The sequence below is a fragment of the Micromonospora sp. ZG13 genome (genome assembly GCF_059359355.1).
This window is the reverse complement of record NZ_JCADBQ010000005.1, coordinates 348,166-366,727: the sequence shown is the minus strand read 5'-3', so window position 1 is coordinate 366,727 and position 18,562 is coordinate 348,166. Positions and strand designations below refer to the sequence as shown.

The following is an 18,562-nucleotide window of genomic DNA, read 5'->3' as shown; positions in this document are numbered from 1 at the left end:
TGACCTCTGCTCTTGTGTATCCGCGGTTTAGGGGAAGCGGCGTTCTTGCCTCTCCGATTGCCAATCAGAGCGCACCTCGAAAAGCCCGATCCTGCAATGACGCGAACAGGGCGTTAATTTCCGCCAGGCCCATGTGCTGTCGGCCCTTCACGGTTCTTGCCATAGCGATTCGGACTCTAAAGTCATTCTGAACTGGTAGCGGAGGTAGGGGGATCGGAATGTTCCCCACGATCGTCCGATTAAGGTTGGGTAGCGTTGCCCCCAGCGATGCTCCCTCCAGATATCGCTTTGTGCTCGGATGTGAGAGCGTAGCCTGCAAGAAGGAACTCGTCGCCCTCGCTTCGTCGGGTCGTATGATGCAGGATCCCGTTCCGCAAAGCATACCCGCCTGTGAATCATTCACGATTGCGCATCTGCCCATCTCGCCGCGCCGTCCCAATACGACGTCGCCAGCCCGAAGATGGTACAGCGCGAGCTGCGCATGCTTGGAGGGATTGACCGTGTATTTGACGTCGGGCTGGATTTCCCCCTTGACGATGTGCATTGGATTGATCAAAGGGATGCCGCCGTTAACGTAGTCCTCCTGATGCAGGAGTGAGCCGAACGGCCCGATCTGCACTGACGCAACTACCTTGAGAGGAATGGTAGGCCACCGGCCTGCCGCGTTCATGGGATCGCCGAACATGTCGAGGAAGATGGACTGGGTGAGATCGTCAAGGTAGCCGAGGGCTGCCCAGCGCTTGGCGCGCAGCTTGTCCGCCCGATCCAGCACCTCCGCGATCCTTCGCTGCTCTTCGGATGGAGGCAATGGGACCTGCCACGAGGCCAGAGTCTCGCGGCCGAGATGATAAATTCCGACTCCACGCGATGCCGCAACGAATTTTCGTGTCGATGATTGATAGCGGAAGAAATGAAGAAGGTATCTTGGCTCTACATTTTTCGGACGCACTCGGATTAGAGTGTTCTGAAAGGCGCACTCCGGGATCTCGCCTTGCCACAGGGCGGGCTTTCCCACCTCTGAGGGGCTGCCTGACGCTTCATTCAGCAGGAGGTCACCCGGCTGGAGTCGGTATGTTTCCATCTCAGCGTCTGTGAAGTTCATCGACTTCACGTCATCAAGCAGCAGGCCGCGCCAGCCGACGTTTGCCGCTCGGACGTACGGTCGCATTTGGTCCCCCGTGTGGTTCTTGGGGGACCTCTGGCGGCCGAGTCGCACTTCTGCGATCGAGTCGAGTGATACGAGTTTCCAGCTAGGAGGAAGGTTGGTCATCCGAGCATCGCCTTCAGGTCGGACATGCCCTGCTGGATTTCGGATTCCAGGCGTTCCAGGTCGGCGAGGATTTCCAGCGGTGGACGGTGTTCGGTCTCCTCGTGGACGACTTCCTTGTAGCGGTTGAGGCTGAGGTCGTAGCCCTGCTCGGCGATGTCGGCCTTGGGGACGCAGAAGCTCTGCTCGGTCCGCGCCCGCTGCAACTCGTCGCCGTCGCGCCGGAACCAGCGGGCCAGCGCGTCGGGCAGGTTGTTCTTGACGTGTTCGTCCTCGGTCAGCGCCACCTCGGGCGCCGGCCCCAGCTTTTCGGCGGACAGCAGCGGTGTGCGTTTGTCGTCCAGGCTCCAGCCGTCGGCCGTCACGTCGTAGAACCAGACGTTGTCGGTGCCGCCGCTGTCGGTCTTGGTGAACAGCAGGATCGCCGTCGACACCCCCGAGTACGGCTTGAACGTGCCGCTCGGCAGCTTCACCACGCCGTCGAGCTTCTGTTCCTCGACCAAGATCCGGCGCAGCTCCTTGTGGGCCTTGGTGGAGCCGAAGAGCACGCCGTCCGGCACGATGACGGCCGCCCGGCCGCCCGGCTTGAGGAGCCGCAGGAAGAGCGCGAGGAAGAGCAGTTCGGTCTTCTTGGTCTTGACGACCCGCTGGAGGTCCTTTGACGTGCTCTCGTAGTCGAGGCTGCCGGCGAAGGGCGGGTTGGCGAGGATGAGGGAGTACTTCTCCGACTCGCCGCTGACGCTCTCGGCGAGGGAGTCGCGGTAGCGGATGTCCGGGTTCTCGACGCCGTGCAGCAGCATGTTCATGCTGCCGATGCGCAGCATGGTCCCGTCGAAGTCGAAGCCGTGGAACATGCGCTTGTGGAAGTGCTCCCGCAGTTCCGCGTCGTGCAGGGCGTCCGGGTGGTGGTCGCGGACGTACTCCCCGGCCTCGACCAGGAAGCCGGCGCTGCCGCAGGCTGGGTCACAGATCTGGTCCCTGGGCGTCGGCTTGGTCATTTCGACCATGAGCTGGATGATGTGCCGCGAGGTGCGGAACTGTCCGTTGTGCCCGGCGGTGGCGATCTTGCTGAGCATGTACTCGTAGAGGTCGCCCTTGGTGTCCCGGTCCTCCATCGGGATGCCGTCGAGCATGTCGACGACCCGGGACAGCAGCGCCGGGTTGGGGATGGTGAACCGGGCGTCCTTCATGTGGCCGGAGTAGGTCGACCCGTCGCCGCCGAGTGTGCGCAGGAATGGGAAGACCCGCTCACCGACGGTTTCGTACATCTGCTTCGGCTCGGCGCTTCGGAACCGCGACCAGCGCAGGTCGTCGTACTTGCGCCACTGGTCGTCGCAGCCCTCGGGGAAGATCCGGCGCGTCATCGGCTTGCCGGTGCGCGCGGCCTTGCTCTCTTCGAGGGTGTGCAGGTCGTCCAGGCGCTTGATGAACAGCAGGTAGGTGATCTGCTCGATCACCTCCAGCGGGTTGGAGATCCCACCCGACCAGAAGGCGTCCCAGATGCGGTCGATCCTGCTCTTCAACTCACCAGTGATCACGTAGGCGGTCTCTTTCGTTACCGGTAGTCACATCTGCAACTGCCGCTAGTTTCGGTTCATCCACGCTTGCAGTTCCGCGAAAATAGATGGGCTTTCAAGTTCATGCCCTCTATCCAAGCTCTTTAAGGTTGCGACCGAATTAACTAAGCGATCCGGAAAGTATAGCTCTGGCGCCAAGCAGGCTGGACAATCATCGAGGATGCAAAAGGGCGCGAGCGAAAGTATCTCCCCGCCTTGGGTGACCAGGTACAATCGGTCCTCCTCCAGGGGGCGGGCTGCATCAAATTCTGTGGGTTCAAAGTCTGGGTGATCTCCCATAACCGCGAGGCCCTGCACTTTAAAGGTCGTATCGCGAGCCGACCACCGCAACCTAGTCATGTACACCCACTTTGCCTTGGCCAGGAAGGTGCTGGCTGAAAGAGCGCTCACTAGCAAGGATTCCACCTCCTCCAAGCTCTTTGCTATTTCCGCCTTTGTTCGCGGCCCTCCGCCGTGTCGGATCGTATTTCTGAGGGAAACCAACTTCCCTAAATCGTTGAGTAGGCCTTTTCCTTTCTTCCTGGATGCAGTGGCTTCCACAAGTCCCGCCGCCTCTTCTCGCTGTTCCCTGGCGAAGCTGCTTGTCGCCCTGATTACTCCCAGCCAATGGCCGAGCGATGCGCCTCCTTGCTGAACGTGTCTCGACCAGGCGGCAACGTCATTCAAGTCGTGCCATCCCCTGTCGGCGCAATGTGCTAGCGAGACGATGCCCAAAGACAAGATGAGGGACTCGGCGCATTGGAGTGCGCTTTCATGTCTCTCTCTTAGTGTGGTGCTGTGACGGTACTTCCGGGCGGACCGGGCGATTGCATAAGGGTAGGTATCCTGGAATACCTGGTATGGATGTCGCTGCTTACGTAAGTTCCGGGCCGTTAGAGCGCTGATCTCGGCTGCCTTCTCTAGTCGGGTCCGGCGTTCCGCACTAGAGCAGTCCTCGAAGACTCGCGCACGCGACTCATCCAAGGTCCTTTGAATCATTCGTGTTTCTGCTGAGGCGTCGCTCATGCTTGCGATGGCTGCGCTGATCGAGGAAGTGGTGCCGTCGCAAGGGGGGATCAGGACTTCGTACAAGCTTGCCACTTGGATCCTTGGGATCACATCATATCGTGTGAACTGCTGTTCCGCCTGTGAGCTCGACAGGAATTCGACCAGGTAATCGGCTGGAGTGGTGCCTTGCGTCATTCGTATTACGATGATTCCTCGCCCGGCTTGGACTCCCTCGTACTCCGCAGGAAGGATCGTCCAGTGGCGCGATTCTGCCAGGTCTCGCCCCACAATGTCGCCAGCCTGAAGTCGCCGCTTCGGTTCTCTTCCCAATTTTCTCGCTGGAAGTCCGTCTACTGAGGGCAGAGTTGAAGTTAGCAGCGATGGGTGTAGGACTCGCTCCTCTCTTGATGCCTCGCGGGCTGCTTCTGTCTCGGAGGCACTTACCCAGCCGGCGAAGACCTCTGCAATATCACCTAGTCTCTGAGCTCCTTCTTGATAGAGTCTCTTGCTCTCCGGGCGCTGCTTGTAGCGGTTGAGGCTGAGGTCGTAGCCCTGTTCGGCGATGTTGGCCTTGGGGACGCAGAAGCTCTGCTCGGTCCGCGCCCGCTGCAATTCGTCGCCGTCGCGCCGGAACCAGCGGGCCAGCGCGTCGGGCAGGTTGTTCTTGGCGTGCTCGTCCTCGGTCAGGGCCACCTCGGGTGCCGGCCCGAGCTTCTCGGTAGGCAGTAGGGGAGTGCGCTTGTCGTCGAGGCTCCAGCCGTCGGCCGTTACCTCGTAGAACCAGACGTTGTCGGTGCCGCCGCTGTCGGTCTTGGTGAACAGCAGGATCGCCGTCGACACTCCGGAGTACGGCTTGAACGTGCCGCTGGGCAGCTTGACCACGCCGTCGAGCTTCTGTTCCTCGACCAGGATGCGGCGCAGCTCCTTGTGCGCCCCGCTCGATCCGAAGAGCACCCCTTCTGGCACGATGACCGCCGCACGGCCGCCGGGCTTGAGTAGCCGCAGGAAGAGCGCGAGGAACAGTAGCTCGGTCTTCTTGGTCTTGACGACCCGCTGGAGGTCCTTTGACGTGCTCTCGTAGTCGAGGCTGCCGGCGAAGGGCGGGTTGGCGAGGATGAGGGAGTACTTCTCCGACTCGCCGCTGACGTTCTCCGCGAGGGAGTCGTGGTAGCGGATGTCGGGGTTCTCGACGCCGTGCAGCAGCATGTTCATGCTGCCGATGCGCAGCATGGTCCCGTCGAAGTCGAACCCGTGGAACATGCTCTCGTGGAAGTGCTTTCGCTGCGCTGCGTCGTGCAGGGCGTCCGGGTAATGGTCGCGGACGTACTCGCCAGCGGCGACGAGGAAGCCGGCGGTGCCGCAGGCCGGGTCGCAGATCTCGTCGGTGGGTGTCGGCTTGGTCATTTCGACCATGAGCTGGATGATGTGCCGCGAGGTGCGGAACTGTCCGTTGTGACCGGCCGTGGCGATCTTGCCGAGCATGTACTCGTACAGGTCGCCCTGTGGGTCCCGGTCGTCAGCAGGCAGTTGGTCGAGCATGTCGACCACCCGGGACAGCAGTGCCGGGTTGGGGATGGTGAACCGGGCATCGCGCATGTGGTGCGAGTATGTCGAGCCATCGCCGCCGAGTGTCCGCAGGAATGGGAAGACCCGCTCGCCGACGATCTCGTACATCTCGCCGGGCGCAACGCTTTTGAACCGCGACCAACGTAGGTCGTCGTACTTGCGCCACTGGTCGTCGCAGCCCTCGGGGAAGATCCGGCGCGTCATCGGCTTGCCGGTGCGCGCGGCCTTGCTCTCTTCGAGGGTGTGCAGGTCGTCCAGGCGCTTGATGAACAGCAGGTAGGTGATCTGCTCGATCACCTCCAGCGGGTTGGAGATCCCACCCGACCAGAAGGCGTCCCAGATGCGGTCGATCCTGCTCTTCAACTCACCAGTGATCACGTAGCTTCGGTCCCCATGCCGTCGGCCATGTCCAGTTGACCATCGAAGGGTACGTGAGGAGTGGGCCCGCAGCGGCGTCGCTGCCGAGTCGCGGGAAGACGCGTCGCTACGCTGGCAGCCTGAAGGAGGCGGCATGCTGCTGAGGTTTCGGGTCGCCAACGTGCGATCGTTCCGCGACGAGCAGGAGCTTGTGCTCGTCGTGCCTGATGGCGCCGACGCGGCCTGGGCACGTGAAGTCCGGCTGACTACCGGTGAACACCTTGATGTCTACCCCGTCATCGGCGTGTTCGGGGCGAACGCCTCGGGCAAGTCCAACCTGCTGACGGCGCTGTACGAGATGCGCCAGGCGGTCCTTCGTTCCTATGCCGACTGGGCATCCCGGTCCGAGGTACCGCGGGAGGTGTTCGGCCTCGACCCCGAGGCGGCCGGTCGGGCTTCCTTCTTCGAGCTGGACTTCGTGCACGGCGGCGTGCGTTACACGTACGGCTTCGAACTGGGCGCGGCGCGGGTCGAAGGGGAGTGGCTGCACGCCTATCCGCGAGGGCATCGGCAAGTATGGTTTGACCGGGCGGTCGGCCGGACCAAGGAGTTCGAGTTTCCCGGCGGTCGGCTGAAGGACCGGGCACAGCTCGTGCGGCTGACCCGACCCGATGCACTCTTCCTCTCCGTCGCTGGCACAAGCAACCATCCGCAACTGGGCCCGATCTTCGAGTGGTTCAGGCGGAACCTGCTGTGGGCGAGCCCCGACAAGAATCTGCACGTCCGCGAGGAGTTCACCCGCAAGGAACTGCTGGGCCGACCCAAGCGCGAGCGGATTCAGGAACTACTTCGCGTCGCCGACCTGGGGATCCAACGCGTAGAGGTCGTCAATTCTGCGGAGGCCGCTGACCAGCAGGAAGTGCGGTTGTGGCATGGGGGAACGGGCGGGGACGCCTACCCGGTGAAGTGGGAGGACGAGTCGTTCGGCACCCGCTCCTGGTTCGCCCTTCTCGGCCCCATGCTGATCGCGCTCGACGAGGGACGCGCGCTGCTCGTCGACGAGTTGGATGCGAGCCTGCACCCGAGGCTGGCCGCCGAGATCATCCGCCTGTTCCAGGACCCCGAGGTCAACACGCTTGGCAGTCAGCTGATCTTCACTTCGCACGACGTCACGATCCTCGGCAGCGGGCCGGCGGAGCCGCGTCTGCTCGACTCAGGCCAGGTGTGGCTCGTGGAGAAGGACAAGGCCGGCGCGAGCGAGCTGTTCGCGCTGGCGGACGCGGAGCCCCGTTCCGCTGAGGATCTCGCCCAGTCGTATCTTGCCGGTCGATTCGGGGCGGTGCCTGCCCTCACCGAAGGGCAGATCGGCCGGAGACTCCGTGCGCTGCGGGCAACCAGAGGGGCCGCCTGATGAGCAGGACCCGTGGTCGGGATTCCTTCGAGCGTCGGTCCCGCGAGAACCGGCGACGGCGGGACGTGTGGGTCTTCACCGAGGGTGAACTCACCGAGCCGCAGTACGTGGACCTGGTCAAGGACATGCAGCCGGTGCGGCGCAACGAGGTCCACATCGCCAACGACACGCGGCGGGATGGAGGAAGACGCGGCAGCGGCGACGGTCGCGGGGATCGCAAGCCCAGAGAGCTGGTGGAGGCGGCGATCGCGCGGCTCGCCGAACTGAAACGGCAGGCTGGCGGCCAGCCGGACGAGTTCGCCCCGGTCGTGTGGTGCATCTTCGACCGGGATCAGCACGAGGGGGTCGACCAGGCGATCCGCTGTGCCCGACAGGCGGGGGTCAAGGTGGCCTTCTCCCACCCGTGCTTCGAGCTGTGGCGGCTGCTGCATCAGCAGTCGTACACGGCCACGTTCGGTGGGAGCTGCGAGGAGGCAGCCCGTCGCATCCGATTCGCTCCTGGCACCACCGCTCAGCAGCGAAAGGCCGTCACGTTGAACCAGATTCAGGGCGGGTTCCTGGAAGCGAAGAAGCGTGCCCTTCAGATCAACGAGCAGCACGACGACCGCACCCCGCTCAGCCGGCGCGATCCATATACCGACGTCTGGCAGTTCGTCGAGGATCTCGGGATCGTTTCGTACTGAGAGTCGGCCGGTGCGTCGCTCAGGCGGCGAGGCGGGCCAGCACGGGCGTGAGCGGGTCGAGCGCGTCCTCGCGTACGACGAAGCGGGTGACGCCCCAGCGGCGCCGGTGCCCGGCGATCGCGGCGACGATCTCGTCCTCGGTGCCGATGAGCACGAACGGCGTCGCGAGCAGCTCGGGCACGGTCAGCCCGACGTCGGCTGCCGTGGGAGCGGCGGCGGCCTCGGCGTCGTCGGTGACGGCCACGTGCTGCACGAGCGCCTCCAGCACCGGCGGCTCGGCCCGCCCGGCCGCCCCGGCCGCGACGCAGTCGAGCTGCCTGTCGATGTCGGCCTCGCGCCAGCGCACCGTGTGCGCGTAGCCGTCGGGCAGGGTGCGGCCGAGCCCGGACAGCCCGACCACGTCGGCGTGCGCGCCGGCCCAGCGCAGCATCGCGGAGTTCGCCGTGCCGAGGGTGAACGGGATCCGCCGCTGCACCGGGCGCGGAGTGTCCAGCCGCGCGCCCCGAAGCACCAGGTCGGGGGAGTCGACGCTGACCTCCTCGCCGTCGAGCAGGGCTCGGACGGCGTCCGCCACGGCCAGGCAGCGGCGCACCCGCCCGGCGACGTCGGGGCGCTCCCGGCCGATCGCGCGCCACTCGGCCGGGGTGTGGCCGGCGCCGAGGCCGAACCGGGCCCGCCCGCCGGAGAGCAGGTCGAGGGAGGCCACGTCCGAGGCGAGCAGCATCGGCTCCCGGACGCCGGCGTTCGAGACGTACGATCCCAGGCCGATCCGCTCGGTCACCGCCGCGGCGGCGGCCAAAGCGACGAACGGGGACGCGGCGGCCCCGGGATGGTCGGCGGTGGACAGGGCGTCGAAGCCGGCCGCCTCGGTCCGCCGGGCCAGCTCCAGCCAGCTCGGGCCGTCGGACGGGGTCGCCTGGAGGGTGAAGGTCGCCATGGGCCCACCCTGCCGGGCACGGCCCGACCGACCAAGCCCGACGGGGGCGATTCTGCTACCGGCAGACCTACCCGTCCTGCGGCGGCGGGAGGGGCACCCCGAGGAGGCTCTCGGTGCTGCCCTCGGTCAGCCCGTTGAGCGCGCGCACGAGCTTCTTCTCCTCGTAGAGGAAGTGTGTCTCGAGCAGCGCGGCGAGAGTGTCCAGCTCGGCCCGCACCTCGTCGGGCGGCGCGGCCCCACCGACCAGTTCCTCGACCCGGCGCAGGGCGTCCGCCACGATGTGGTGGTCGGCCTCCAGCTCGCGCAGCACCGGGGCCAGCTCGGGCACCTGCTCGCCCAGCACCCGGAACGCCCCGGCGTCCTCGCCGGTGTGGTGCCGGGTCAGTGCCGCGCAGAAGGCCAGGCAGTGGGCCCGCAGGTCCCTCGGCCGTACGCCGGGGTCGTCCACCCCCTCGCGCAGGCGGGCCAGCTCCTCGCGGAGCCAGAGGTGGATCTCGACCAGTTGGTTGCCGAAGGCCCTCAGGCGCTCGTGCGGCGTGATGGGGGGCATGTGTGTCCCATGCTGTCCCGCGCCTCCATGCCCTCGGCGGTCTCCTTGCCGGGTGCACCGCGACGCTGCGCCCAGCCTACGACAGCAGGCACGGCGACACGTGCCCGGTCAGGGGCGACGGACCGGCCGGACGGAGACCAACTCCTCCAGCCCGACGAAGTCGGCCGGATTGGTGGTGTAGAGCGACAGCCCGTTCGCGTACGCGATGGAGGCGATCATCAGGTCCGCCAGCCGGCGGCGGGTGGTGCGTCCCGTGGCCAGGACCGCACTGGCGACCAGGCCGAAGGCCCGCGCCGCCTCGGCGTCGAAGGGCAGCGGCTCGAACACGGCCTCGGCGTGCTGGAGGACGCTGGTCCGCCGGGCCCGCTCGGCGCGGTCGTCGGTGTGGTGCGGGCCGGCGGAGAGCTCCGCGAGCGTCACGGCGCTGATCACCATCTGCTCGGGCAGGTCCTCCGGGCCGAGGGCGCCGAGATGGATCACGACGTTCGTGTCGATCAGGCCACGGACCGGTGCCTCACCACTCACGGCTGAACGGGTCCTGCTCGACCGATGAATCGATGTCCGCGCGGAACCTCTCGCCGTCGAGTACGGGGGCCGTCGCGAAGGCGGCGAGCACCTCCGCCCGGGGGACGAACGTGCGCCGCCGCAGCGGGATGAGCTTCCCGACGGGGGTGCCGTTGCGGGTGATGACGAAGGACTCGCCGGACTCGACGTGCCGCATGATCGCGCCCGAGTCGTTGCGCAGTTCCCGCTGTGTTATCTCCCGGTGAGCGTGCTCTGCCACGACACGATCCTAGTTCAGGGTGCTACGAAGTGCTACGCACCTGCCGAGGAGGGTGTGCTCCGGTGCCCAACTGTCAGGTCGACGGCTCGTCCGGGGTGGGCTCGCGCCAGCGGGCGCGCCAGGCGGCCTCGTGCGCCTCGTGGGTGGTCTTCTCCTCGAAGACCATCTCGCGCAGGGCACGCCGGGAGTCCGCCATGACCACCGCCTCGACGGCCACCAGACCGACGCAGATCGCGGTGAGCAGGGTGAGGGCGGCCAACCCCGGCAGCCGTTGGCCGACGGGAACGGTGGCGGCCAACAGGAGCACGGCACCGACCCTGGTCCACGAGACGGTGCGCAGGGTGCGCCACTGGAACAGCATGTTCGCGCACAGGTAGCAGGCGACCCCGCCGAACAGCAGCAGGACGCCGGGGCCGTGCGCGGGGTCCGCGACCGGCACCTCGGGGTCGGCGACCTGGTGCACGATCTCCTCGGCGCCGAGGGCGAACAGGATGATCCCGGCGATCATCGGCAGGTGGAGGTAGGCGTACGCGTCGCGGGCCATCGAGACCCGGGGCCGGCCCTCGGCCGCGTGCAGGGCGATCCGGGCGGCCGGTGCGATCACGTCGTAGTGCGCCCACCAGAGCGCGGCCGTGAAGAAGATGCCGAGCACCGCCGCGGCGACCGCCGGCCACGTCGGAGGTTGGCCGAGCAGGTTGCTGCCGACGCCGACGGAGATGACGGACTCGCCCAGGGCGATGATCAGGATGAGGTCGTACCGCTCGGTCCAGTGCTCGGCGGACGTCACCGTCCAGCCCCAGGCGCCCGCGACCAGGCCCATGCCGTACTGGAGCAGGACGACGCTGACCCAGAGCCCGTCGCGCAGCAGCGCCGCCCGCCCCGGGTCGTCGATCTGCGGCGGGATCAGCGCGGCGGCCATGAGCAGCAGGGTGCTGACCGCCATCTCCGGGGAGTACTTCAGCAACAGCCGGCGCTCCCCGGGCCTCTCCCGCGCGACGTGCCAGTACAGCGACAGGTGCACGCCCCGGATCACCACGTAGCTCAGCGCGACCACCATCGGGCCGGCGGCCACGTCGGTCGCGTCGCTGAAGGCCTGGGGGAGCGACAGCGCGAAGCAGAACAGCGCCGCCATGCCGACGACCATCAGCACCGGGACGAAGCCCTCGCCGAGCCTTACGCGGGTGGCGACCACACAGTGCACCACCCAGCACCACCACAGCACGGCGAGCACGAGCATGGCGTGTGCGAGCTGCCAGCCGGAGATGTGGGCGGCGGTGGCCCGGGTGATGATGAAGAACGAGAAGACGAAGACCAGGTCGAAGAAGATCTCGAACCGGTCGACGCGGGCGCCGGGAGCGATCGAGACGGCCGGTCCCAGCCGCCCGCGCCATCGGATGCCGCCCACCCCATCCACTCTGGCAGCGCCCTGTCACCACCGGGCCGGAATCGCGTGAGCCCGCCGAGGGCCCCGGGGCCGCGGTGGACGGGGCGGGCGGGACGGCGCGGCCGGACCGGTCGGGCGGTGGGCGGGACGGCGCGGCCGGACCGGTCGGGCGGTGGGCCTACCGGGCCGGCGGTGGCGGGCCGGTGAGGCCGGGCAGGCCGGTCGGGGTGGCGGACCGGTGGGGCCGGGCGGGCCGCCGGAACGGCGACGGGCGCCCCGGTCGGTGACCGGGGCGCCCGTCGTGTGGTCCAGGCGGGAACTACAGGCCGAGCTCGGCCTCGAAGTTGCCGGCCTCCAGCCGCTCCTTGACCGCCACCAGGAAACGGGCGGCGTCCGCGCCGTCGATCAGCCGGTGGTCGTACGACAGGGCCAGGTAGACCATCGACCGGACGGCGACGACCTCGCCCAGCTCCGGGTCGTTGACCACGACCGGACGCTTGACCACGGCACCCGTGCCGAGCATCGCCGACTGCGGCGACGGCACGATCGGGGTGTCGAAGAGGGCGCCCCGGCTGCCGGTGTTGGTCAGCGTGAAGGTCGCCCCGGCGATCTCGTCCGGGCTGATCTTGTTGGTCCGGGTGCGCTCGGCCAGGTCGGCGATGCGCTTGGCGATGCCGCCCAGGTTGAGGTCACCGGCACCGTGGATCACCGGCACCATCAGACCCCGCTCGGTGTCCACGGCGATGCCGAGGTGCTCCGACTCCGGGTAGGTGATCGTGCCGGCGTCGAGGTCCATGCTGGCGTTGACGATCGGGTACGCCTGGAGCGCCTCGACCGCCGCGAGGGCGAAGAACGGCAGGAACGACAGCTTCACGCCGTGCCGCTGCTGGAACGACTCCTTGGCCCGCGCCCGCAGCTTGGCGACCTTGGTGACGTCCACCTCGACCACGGTGGTCAGCTGCGCCATCTCGTGCAGCGACTGCTGCATCCGCTTGGCGATCGTCGCCCGGATCCGGGGGAGCTTCTCGGTGGTGCCGCGCTTGGCGCTCGGCTGCGGCTTGGCGGCCGGCTTGGCCGGGGCCGCCGCGGCGGGCTGCTGCGCCGGGGCCGGCGCGGCCTTGGCCGCCTTCGCCTTCTCCGCCGCCTCCAGCACGTCCTGCTTGCGGATCCGCCCGCCGACACCCGTGCCGTTGACCGAGGAGAGGTCGACGCCGTGCTCGCCGGCCAACTTGCGCACCAGCGGGGTCACGTAGCCGGCAGCCTCCTCGCCGCCACTCGGGGCGGGCGCCGACGGGCGCTGCGTCTGCGGGGCCGAGGGCATGGCCTTCTGCTCGGCCTGCGCGGGCCGCGCCGAGGTCTCGGCCTCCGCCGACGGCTCGTTGTACGACATGCCCGGGGTCGGCTCCTCGACCTTGGGCTCCGGCTTGGCCTCGGCCTTCGGCTCAGGCTTCGGCTCCGGCTTGGCCTCGGGCTTCGGCTCCGCCTTGGGCTCGGCCTTCGGCTCCGGCTTCGCCTCGGCCGGGGCGGCGCCGGCGGCACCGATCACGGCCAGGTCGGCGCCGACGGCGGCGGTCTCGTCCTCGGCGACCTTGATCTCCAGGACCGTGCCGGCCACCGGCGACGGGATCTCGGTGTCGACCTTGTCGGTGGAGACCTCCAGCAGGGGCTCGTCCACCTCGACGGTGTCGCCGACCTGCTTGAGCCAGCGGGTGACGGTGCCCTCGGTGACGCTCTCGCCGAGGGCCGGCATCTTGACCGGGGTGCCCTCGCCCGACGGCGCCGGGGCGGCCTGCTCCTGCGCCGGCTCCTCGACGGCCGGCTCCTCCGCCTCGGCCTGCGGCTCCTCGGCGGCCTCGGCGGCCTGCTCGGCCGGCTCCTCCTGCTGCCCGGCGGCCTCGCCGCCGCCGGTGGACTCGCCCTCGCCCGCGATCACGGCCAGCTCGCTGCCGACCTCGGCGGTCTCGTCCTCGCCGACCACGATCCGGCTCAGCACGCCCGCCGCCGGGGACGGGATCTCGGTGTCGACCTTGTCGGTCGACACCTCGAGCAGGGGCTCGTCGACCTCGACGGTGTCGCCCTCCTGCTTGAGCCAGCGCGTGACGGTGCCCTCGGTGACGCTCTCACCGAGCCGGGGCATGGTGACCGATACCGGCATCTTCAAAGACTCCTTCATTCCCCTGGTGGGATCATCGCCCGTCGCCGGACGCCGCGGTTGTCGTGATCAGGCGTGTGCGTGCAGCGGCTTGCCGGCGAGCGCCAGGTGCGCCTCGCCCAGGGCCTCGTTCTGCGTCGGGTGGGCGTGCACGAGCTGCGCCACCTCGGCCGGGTACGCCTCCCAGTTGTAGATGAGCTGCGCCTCGCCGACCATCTCGCCGACCCGGGCGCCGACCATGTGTACGCCGACCACGGGGCCGTCCTCCACCCGGACGAGCTTGACGAAGCCCGCCGTCTTGAGGATCTGGCTCTTGCCGTTGCCGCCCAGGTTGTAGTTGTAGGTCTTGACCTTGTCGGCGCCGTACTGCTCCTTGGCCTTCGCCTCGGTCAGGCCGACCGACGCCAGCTCCGGGTCGGAGTAGGTGACCCGCGGGATGCCGACCTCGTCGATGACGGCCGGGTTCTGGCCGGCGATCTCCTCGGCGACGAAGATGCCCTGCTGGAAGCCCCGGTGGGCGAGCTGGAGACCGGGCACGATGTCGCCGACGGCGTAGACGTTCGGCACGCTGGTGCGCAGCCGCTCGTCGGTCAGCACGTAGCCGCGGTCCATCTTGACGCCCTGCTCCTCGTAGCCGAGGTCGGCGGTGTTCGGGCCGCGGCCGACCGCGACCAGCAGCAGCTCGGCCTCGACGGTGTCACCGCCGGCGATGGTGACCTTGACGCCCTTGTCGGTCTTCTCGACCTTCTCGAACGGCTTGCCGACCTTGAAGTTGATCTTCCGCTTACGGAACGCCCGCTCCAGCGCCTTCGAGGACTCCTCGTCCTCGGCCGCGACGAGCCGGGGGAGCGCCTCGACGATCGTGACGTCCACCCCGAAGGACTTCCACACGCTGGCGAACTCGACGCCGATCACGCCGCCGCCGAGCACGATCGCCGAGGCGGGGACCCGGTCGAGGGTGAGGGCGTGGTCGCTGGTGATGACCCGCTCGCCGTCGACCTCCAGGCCGGGCAGGCTCTTGGCGTACGAACCGGAGGCCAGCACGACGTTGCGGCCGGTGTAGCGCTTGCCGTCGACCTCGACGACGTTCTTGCCGACCAGCTTGCCGTGGCCCTCGACGATGGTGATCGCCTTGTTGCCCTTGAGCATGCCCTGAAGGCCCTTGTAGAGCCGGGAGATCACGCCGTCCTTGTACGCGTTGACCCCCGCCATGTCGATGCCGACCAGTTCGGCCTTCACGCCGAACTGCTCCGACTCGCGGGTCTGGTCGGCGATCTCGGCCGCGTGCAGCAGCGCCTTGGTGGGGATGCAGCCGTTGTGCAGGCAGGTGCCGCCGAGCTTGCCCTTCTCGACCAGCGCGACCTTCAGGCCCAGCTGGACGGCGCGCAGGGCGGTCGCGTAGCCGCCGCTGCCACCTCCGAGGATGACGATGTCGAAGGTTGCGTCGTTCGGCTCGCTCACGTCCAACTCCCAGGTCGCGTCACTGCTTCGGGGGGTCACGGCGGGGTAACACGGGCACACCCCACCTCGGTCATCTTGTCACCACCGCCCGCCGCCCGCGTACTGAGGTGCCCAACGACACGTCCGTGACACGTACGCTTGGCACTGGCTTCGATCACGGACCAGAGGGGGAGACGCTCGGTGGGACTGTTCCGGCGACGCAAGAAGACGCGGGCGGTCAGCCTCGACCGGGCCGCCGACCGCGGCGACCTGGAACACCTCGAGGGCTTCGTACGCAGCCGGCGCGGGGTCGAGGCCTACATCGAGCCGCGGACCACCGTCACCGAGACAACGGTCATGCTGATCGCCGACGACGGCGAGTGGACCCGCCGTCGCATCGACGGGCCCGACGGCGCCCGCCGCTTCGCGTACCGGATGGGCATCCCGGTCTACGACGTGCGGCTGATGGGCTACCCGCAGCGGATGCGCGACTACAACGAGCGCCGCAAGCGCCGCCCCGAGCTGTTCTGAGCCGGCGTCCGCGCCCGGCCGGGTGAAACGCGAGGAGGGCCCCTCGTCGAACGAGGGGCCCTCCGTCGCGTACGTCAGCCGTTGGCGGCGACGTCCTCCACCAGCTGGACCAGCGTGCGGACCGGCACGCCCGTGCCGCCCTTGGTCCAGTAGCCGGTCGGCTCGCCCGAGTGGTAGCTCGGGCCGGCGATGTCGATGTGGGCCCAGGCGACGTCGGCGGTGACGAACTCGCGCAGGAAGACCCCGCCCTGGAGCATGTGACCGGCCCGGTCCATGCCCGCGTTGACCTGGGAGATGTCGGCCACGTCGGAGTCCATGCCCTTGCGCACGTCGTCCGGCAACGGCATCGGCCAGGCCGGCTCGCCGACCGCGTCGCCGGCGGTGCGGACCCGCTCGCACAGCTCGGGGGTGCCCATAACGCCGGCGATCCGCTTGCCCAGCGCGACCACCTGCCCGCCGGTGAGGGTGGACGTCTCGAAGAGGTAGTCGCAGCCGTCCTCGCAGGCCCGCGCCATCGCGTCGGCCAGGATCATCCGGCCCTCGGCATCGGTGTTGAGCACCTCCACCTTCTTGCCGTTGTACATGCTGATCACGTCACCCGGCCGGTACGAGCGCCCGGACGGCATGTTCTCCGCCATCGGCAGGTACGCCGTCACGGCCACCGACGGCTTGAGCGCGGCGATCGCCAGCATGGTCGCGGCCACCGCGGCGGCGCCACCCATGTCGGACTTCATCTCCCACATGCCCTGCGCGGGCTTGATCGAGATGCCGCCGGTGTCGAAGGTGATGCCCTTGCCGACCAGCGCCACCCGCTTGCCGTTGCCGCCGCCGGCCGGGGTGTAGCTCAGCTTCACCAGCCGCGGCGGGGCCTCCGAGCCCTGCCCGACGGCGATGATGCCGCCGTAGCCGCCGGCGGCCAGGGCCGCCTCGTCGAGCACCTCGACCGTCAGGCCGGCCTCCCGGGCGGCGTCCGCCACCGAGTCGGCGAACGACGGCGGGCGCAGCTCGTTCGGGGCGGTGTTGACCCAGTCCCGGCTGCGCCGGACCGCGCCGCCGACCACCTGGGCGCGGGCGATCTCGGCCTGGGCGCCGGCGTCCCCGGCGTCCGGCACGGCGACGAGCACCTCGGCGACCGGCTCGCGCCGGGCCGGCTGGGGCCGGGTCTTGTAGCCGGCGAAGCGGTAGCCGCCGAGCATCGCCCCCTCCGCCACCGCGCGCAGCGCCGCCGGGGCGTCGGCGTCGTCGGGCAGCGGCAGCGCGAGGGCCACCCGGGGCGCGCCCGCGAGGGCCCGTACGGCCGCTCCGGCGGCCCGGCGCAGGGTCTCCGGGGCCGGCGCGGCGCCGGTCGGCTCCGGGCCGAGACCGACGGCGACGACCACCGGGGCGGTCACGGTGCCCAGCGTGGCCAGCTTGATCACCTCGCCGGGGCCACCGGTCGCGCCGAGCAGGGCCAGCGTCTCGGTCAGCTTGCCGTCGAAGGCGGCGGCGATGCTCTCCGCGCCGCTGGCCAGCAGCAGGGTCCCGGCCAGGCCGACGGTGGTGGCCTGCTCTGCGGTCTGACTGTGCACGCCGATCACGATCGCGTCGACGGCGAGCTCGGCGGGGTCGGTGTCGACCAGGCTCAGGGTGGTGCTGGGCGATGTCACTGAAGCTACTCCGGGCGGGCCGGGCCGGTCGCGTCGTCGCGTACCGGCGATGGAGGTCTCCGGCGGAACGTACCCGTCGGAGGTCGGGGCTGTCCCGCCGACTGCTCCGACGGGTCCCGCCGATGCTAACCAGCCGTCCAGCTCCCGGTAAGTTCCCACCCATGACCGACGTGACCTCCGACGCCGCCGCGACCCGGCTGCGCCGTTCTCCGCTGCACGAGCGGCACACCGCTCTCGGTGCCAAGTTCGCCCCGTTCGGGGGCTGGGAGATGCCGCTGGAGTACGCCGGGGGCGGGGTGCTGAAGGAGCACACCTCGGTGCGCAGCGGGGTGGGCGTCTTCGACGTCTCCCACCTGGGCAAGGCGCGGGTGACCGGGCCGGGCGCCGCGGAGTTCGTCAACGCCTGCCTCAGCAACGACCTGGGCCGCGTCGGGCCGGGCCGGGCGCAGTACACGCTCTGCTGCGACGACGCCACCGGCGGCGTGGTGGACGACATCATCGCCTACCTGCACGGCGACGACCACGTCTTCCTCATCCCGAACGCCGCTAACACCGCCGAGGTGGTGCGCCGGCTGCGCGCCGCCGCGCCGCCGTCGGTCACGGTCACCGACGAGCACGAGGCGTACGCCGTCCTCGCCGTGCAGGGCCCGCGCTCCGTCGAGCTGCTCGACGCGCTGGGCCTGCCGACCGGGCACGACTACATGAGCTTCTCCACCGCGACGCTCAACGGGGTGGAGCTGACGGTGTGCCGCACCGGCTACACCGGCGAGCTGGGCTACGAGCTGGTGGTGCCGGCGGCCGACGTGGTCGCGGTCTGGGACGCGCTGTTCGCGGCCGACCCCGAGCTGCGCGCCTGCGGGCTGGCCGCCCGGGACACCCTGCGCACCGAGATGGGGTACCCGCTGCACGGCCAGGACCTGTCGCCGGAGATCACCCCGGTGCAGGCCCGCTCCGGCTGGGCGGTCGGCTGGGACAAGCCGGCCTTCTGGGGTCGCGACGCGCTGCTCGCGGAGAGGGCCGCCGGCCCGGGGCGTACGCTGCGGGGCCTGGAGGCGGTCGACCGGGCCATCCCGCGCCCCGGCATGACGGTGCACGTCGGCGACGCGCGGGTCGGCACGATCACCAGCGGCACGTTCTCGCCCACGAAGAAGCAGGGCATCGCCCTGGCGCTGCTGGACACCGCCGCGAAGCTCGCCGACGGCGACCTGGTCGAGGTCGACATCCGCGGCCGCCGCGCCCAGATGCGCGTCACCCGCCCCCCGTTCGTCACCCCCTCGGTCCGCTGACCCC

General features: G+C 69.0%; 15 protein-coding genes. 4 read left to right on the top strand and 11 right to left on the bottom strand.

Annotated features, from left to right (window positions below; all coding sequences use genetic code 11):
• Nucleotides 1-64: 64 nt before the first annotated feature.
• Genes AC5L34_RS14440 through AC5L34_RS14430 form a run of 3 tightly spaced genes read right to left on the bottom strand, consistent with a single transcriptional unit; the run spans nt 65 to nt 5,775 of the window.
• Nucleotides 65-1,270, bottom strand: a complete 1,206-nt coding sequence (locus AC5L34_RS14440; protein WP_494825292.1) for a restriction endonuclease subunit S — start codon at nt 1,268-1,270, stop codon at nt 65-67.
• Nucleotides 1,267-2,805, bottom strand: coding sequence for a type I restriction-modification system subunit M (locus AC5L34_RS14435; RefSeq protein ID WP_494825290.1), 1,539 nt, complete (start codon nt 2,803-2,805; stop codon nt 1,267-1,269). Before AC5L34_RS14435 ends, AC5L34_RS14440 begins: the two co-directional genes overlap by 4 nt.
• 45 nt (nt 2,806-2,850) lie before the next feature.
• On the bottom strand, nt 2,851-5,775 hold the full coding sequence (locus AC5L34_RS14430; RefSeq protein ID WP_494825288.1) for a type I restriction-modification system subunit M: 2,925 nt from the start codon (nt 5,773-5,775) through the stop codon (nt 2,851-2,853).
• Nucleotides 5,776-5,908: 133 nt separating this feature from the next.
• Between AC5L34_RS14430 and AC5L34_RS14425 the strand changes: the two genes are divergently transcribed.
• Both AC5L34_RS14425 and AC5L34_RS14420 read left to right on the top strand, forming a co-directional pair.
• Nucleotides 5,909-7,165 (top strand): AAA family ATPase, encoded by a 1,257-nt coding sequence (locus tag AC5L34_RS14425; protein ID WP_494825286.1) that lies wholly within the window; start codon nt 5,909-5,911, stop codon nt 7,163-7,165.
• A complete protein-coding gene (locus tag AC5L34_RS14420) occupies nt 7,165-7,848 on the top strand; it encodes an RloB family protein (protein ID WP_494825284.1) in 684 nt (227 codons plus the stop codon). The genes AC5L34_RS14425 and AC5L34_RS14420 overlap by 1 nt, the downstream gene beginning before the upstream one ends.
• A gap of 19 nt (nt 7,849-7,867) precedes the next feature.
• Here AC5L34_RS14420 and AC5L34_RS14415 read toward each other — a convergent pair whose 3' ends face one another.
• From AC5L34_RS14415 to lpdA, 7 genes are all read right to left on the bottom strand, one after another.
• Nucleotides 7,868-8,785, bottom strand: a complete 918-nt coding sequence (locus AC5L34_RS14415) for an LLM class flavin-dependent oxidoreductase (RefSeq protein ID WP_441174928.1) — start codon at nt 8,783-8,785, stop codon at nt 7,868-7,870.
• Between the two features lie 67 nt (nt 8,786-8,852).
• Nucleotides 8,853-9,335 carry a hemerythrin domain-containing protein gene (locus AC5L34_RS14410; protein WP_494825282.1) on the bottom strand — a complete coding sequence of 161 codons (483 nt, stop codon included), beginning with the start codon at nt 9,333-9,335 and terminating at the stop codon, nt 8,853-8,855.
• 108 nt (nt 9,336-9,443) lie between these two features.
• Nucleotides 9,444-9,860: a type II toxin-antitoxin system VapC family toxin gene (locus AC5L34_RS14405; protein ID WP_441174926.1), complete on the bottom strand. Its 417-nt coding sequence runs from the start codon at nt 9,858-9,860 to the stop codon at nt 9,444-9,446.
• Complete coding sequence (locus AC5L34_RS14400) at nt 9,850-10,119, bottom strand: type II toxin-antitoxin system Phd/YefM family antitoxin (RefSeq protein WP_366641959.1); 270 nt, start codon at nt 10,117-10,119, stop codon at nt 9,850-9,852. Before AC5L34_RS14400 ends, AC5L34_RS14405 begins: the two co-directional genes overlap by 11 nt.
• A 73-nt stretch (nt 10,120-10,192) precedes the next feature.
• A complete protein-coding gene (locus AC5L34_RS14395; protein ID WP_441174925.1) occupies nt 10,193-11,524 on the bottom strand; it encodes a low temperature requirement protein A in 1,332 nt (443 codons plus the stop codon).
• 298 nt (nt 11,525-11,822) lie between these two features.
• The gene (gene sucB, locus AC5L34_RS14390; RefSeq protein ID WP_494825280.1) at nt 11,823-13,658 is read right to left on the bottom strand and encodes a 2-oxoglutarate dehydrogenase, E2 component, dihydrolipoamide succinyltransferase; all 1,836 of its coding nucleotides are present in this window, start codon (nt 13,656-13,658) and stop codon (nt 11,823-11,825) included.
• 66 nt (nt 13,659-13,724) lie between these two features.
• On the bottom strand, nt 13,725-15,155 hold the full coding sequence (gene lpdA, locus AC5L34_RS14385; RefSeq protein WP_441174923.1) for a dihydrolipoyl dehydrogenase: 1,431 nt from the start codon (nt 15,153-15,155) through the stop codon (nt 13,725-13,727).
• 141 nt (nt 15,156-15,296) lie between these two features.
• Between lpdA and AC5L34_RS14380 the strand changes: the two genes are divergently transcribed.
• On the top strand, nt 15,297-15,626 hold the full coding sequence (locus AC5L34_RS14380) for a hypothetical protein (RefSeq protein ID WP_101412058.1): 330 nt from the start codon (nt 15,297-15,299) through the stop codon (nt 15,624-15,626).
• A 74-nt stretch (nt 15,627-15,700) separates the two neighbouring features.
• Here the strand turns inward: AC5L34_RS14380 and AC5L34_RS14375 are convergent, their stop codons facing one another.
• Nucleotides 15,701-17,272 (bottom strand): leucyl aminopeptidase, encoded by a 1,572-nt coding sequence (locus tag AC5L34_RS14375; protein WP_494825278.1) that lies wholly within the window; start codon nt 17,270-17,272, stop codon nt 15,701-15,703.
• A gap of 161 nt (nt 17,273-17,433) precedes the next feature.
• On the opposite strand from AC5L34_RS14375, the gene gcvT reads away from it, so the two are divergent.
• Nucleotides 17,434-18,558: a glycine cleavage system aminomethyltransferase GcvT gene (gene gcvT, locus AC5L34_RS14370; protein WP_494825276.1), complete on the top strand. Its 1,125-nt coding sequence runs from the start codon at nt 17,434-17,436 to the stop codon at nt 18,556-18,558.
• Nucleotides 18,559-18,562 lie beyond the last annotated feature (4 nt).

Bases quoted from the DNA above. Each gene is read 5' to 3' on its own strand.
- gcvT (WP_494825276.1), top strand. From the start codon at position 17,434: ATGACCGACGTGACCTCCGACGCCGCCGCGACCCGGCTGCGCCGTTCT.
- AC5L34_RS14410 (WP_494825282.1), bottom strand. From the start codon at position 9,335: ATGCCCCCCATCACGCCGCACGAGCGCCTGAGGGCCTTCGGCAACCAA.
- AC5L34_RS14415 (WP_441174928.1), bottom strand. From the start codon at position 8,785: ATGGCGACCTTCACCCTCCAGGCGACCCCGTCCGACGGCCCGAGCTGG.
- sucB (WP_494825280.1), bottom strand. From the start codon at position 13,658: ATGCCGGTATCGGTCACCATGCCCCGGCTCGGTGAGAGCGTCACCGAG.
- AC5L34_RS14440 (WP_494825292.1), bottom strand. From the start codon at position 1,270: ATGACCAACCTTCCTCCTAGCTGGAAACTCGTATCACTCGACTCGATC.
- AC5L34_RS14420 (WP_494825284.1), top strand. From the start codon at position 7,165: ATGAGCAGGACCCGTGGTCGGGATTCCTTCGAGCGTCGGTCCCGCGAG.
- AC5L34_RS14425 (WP_494825286.1), top strand. From the start codon at position 5,909: ATGCTGCTGAGGTTTCGGGTCGCCAACGTGCGATCGTTCCGCGACGAG.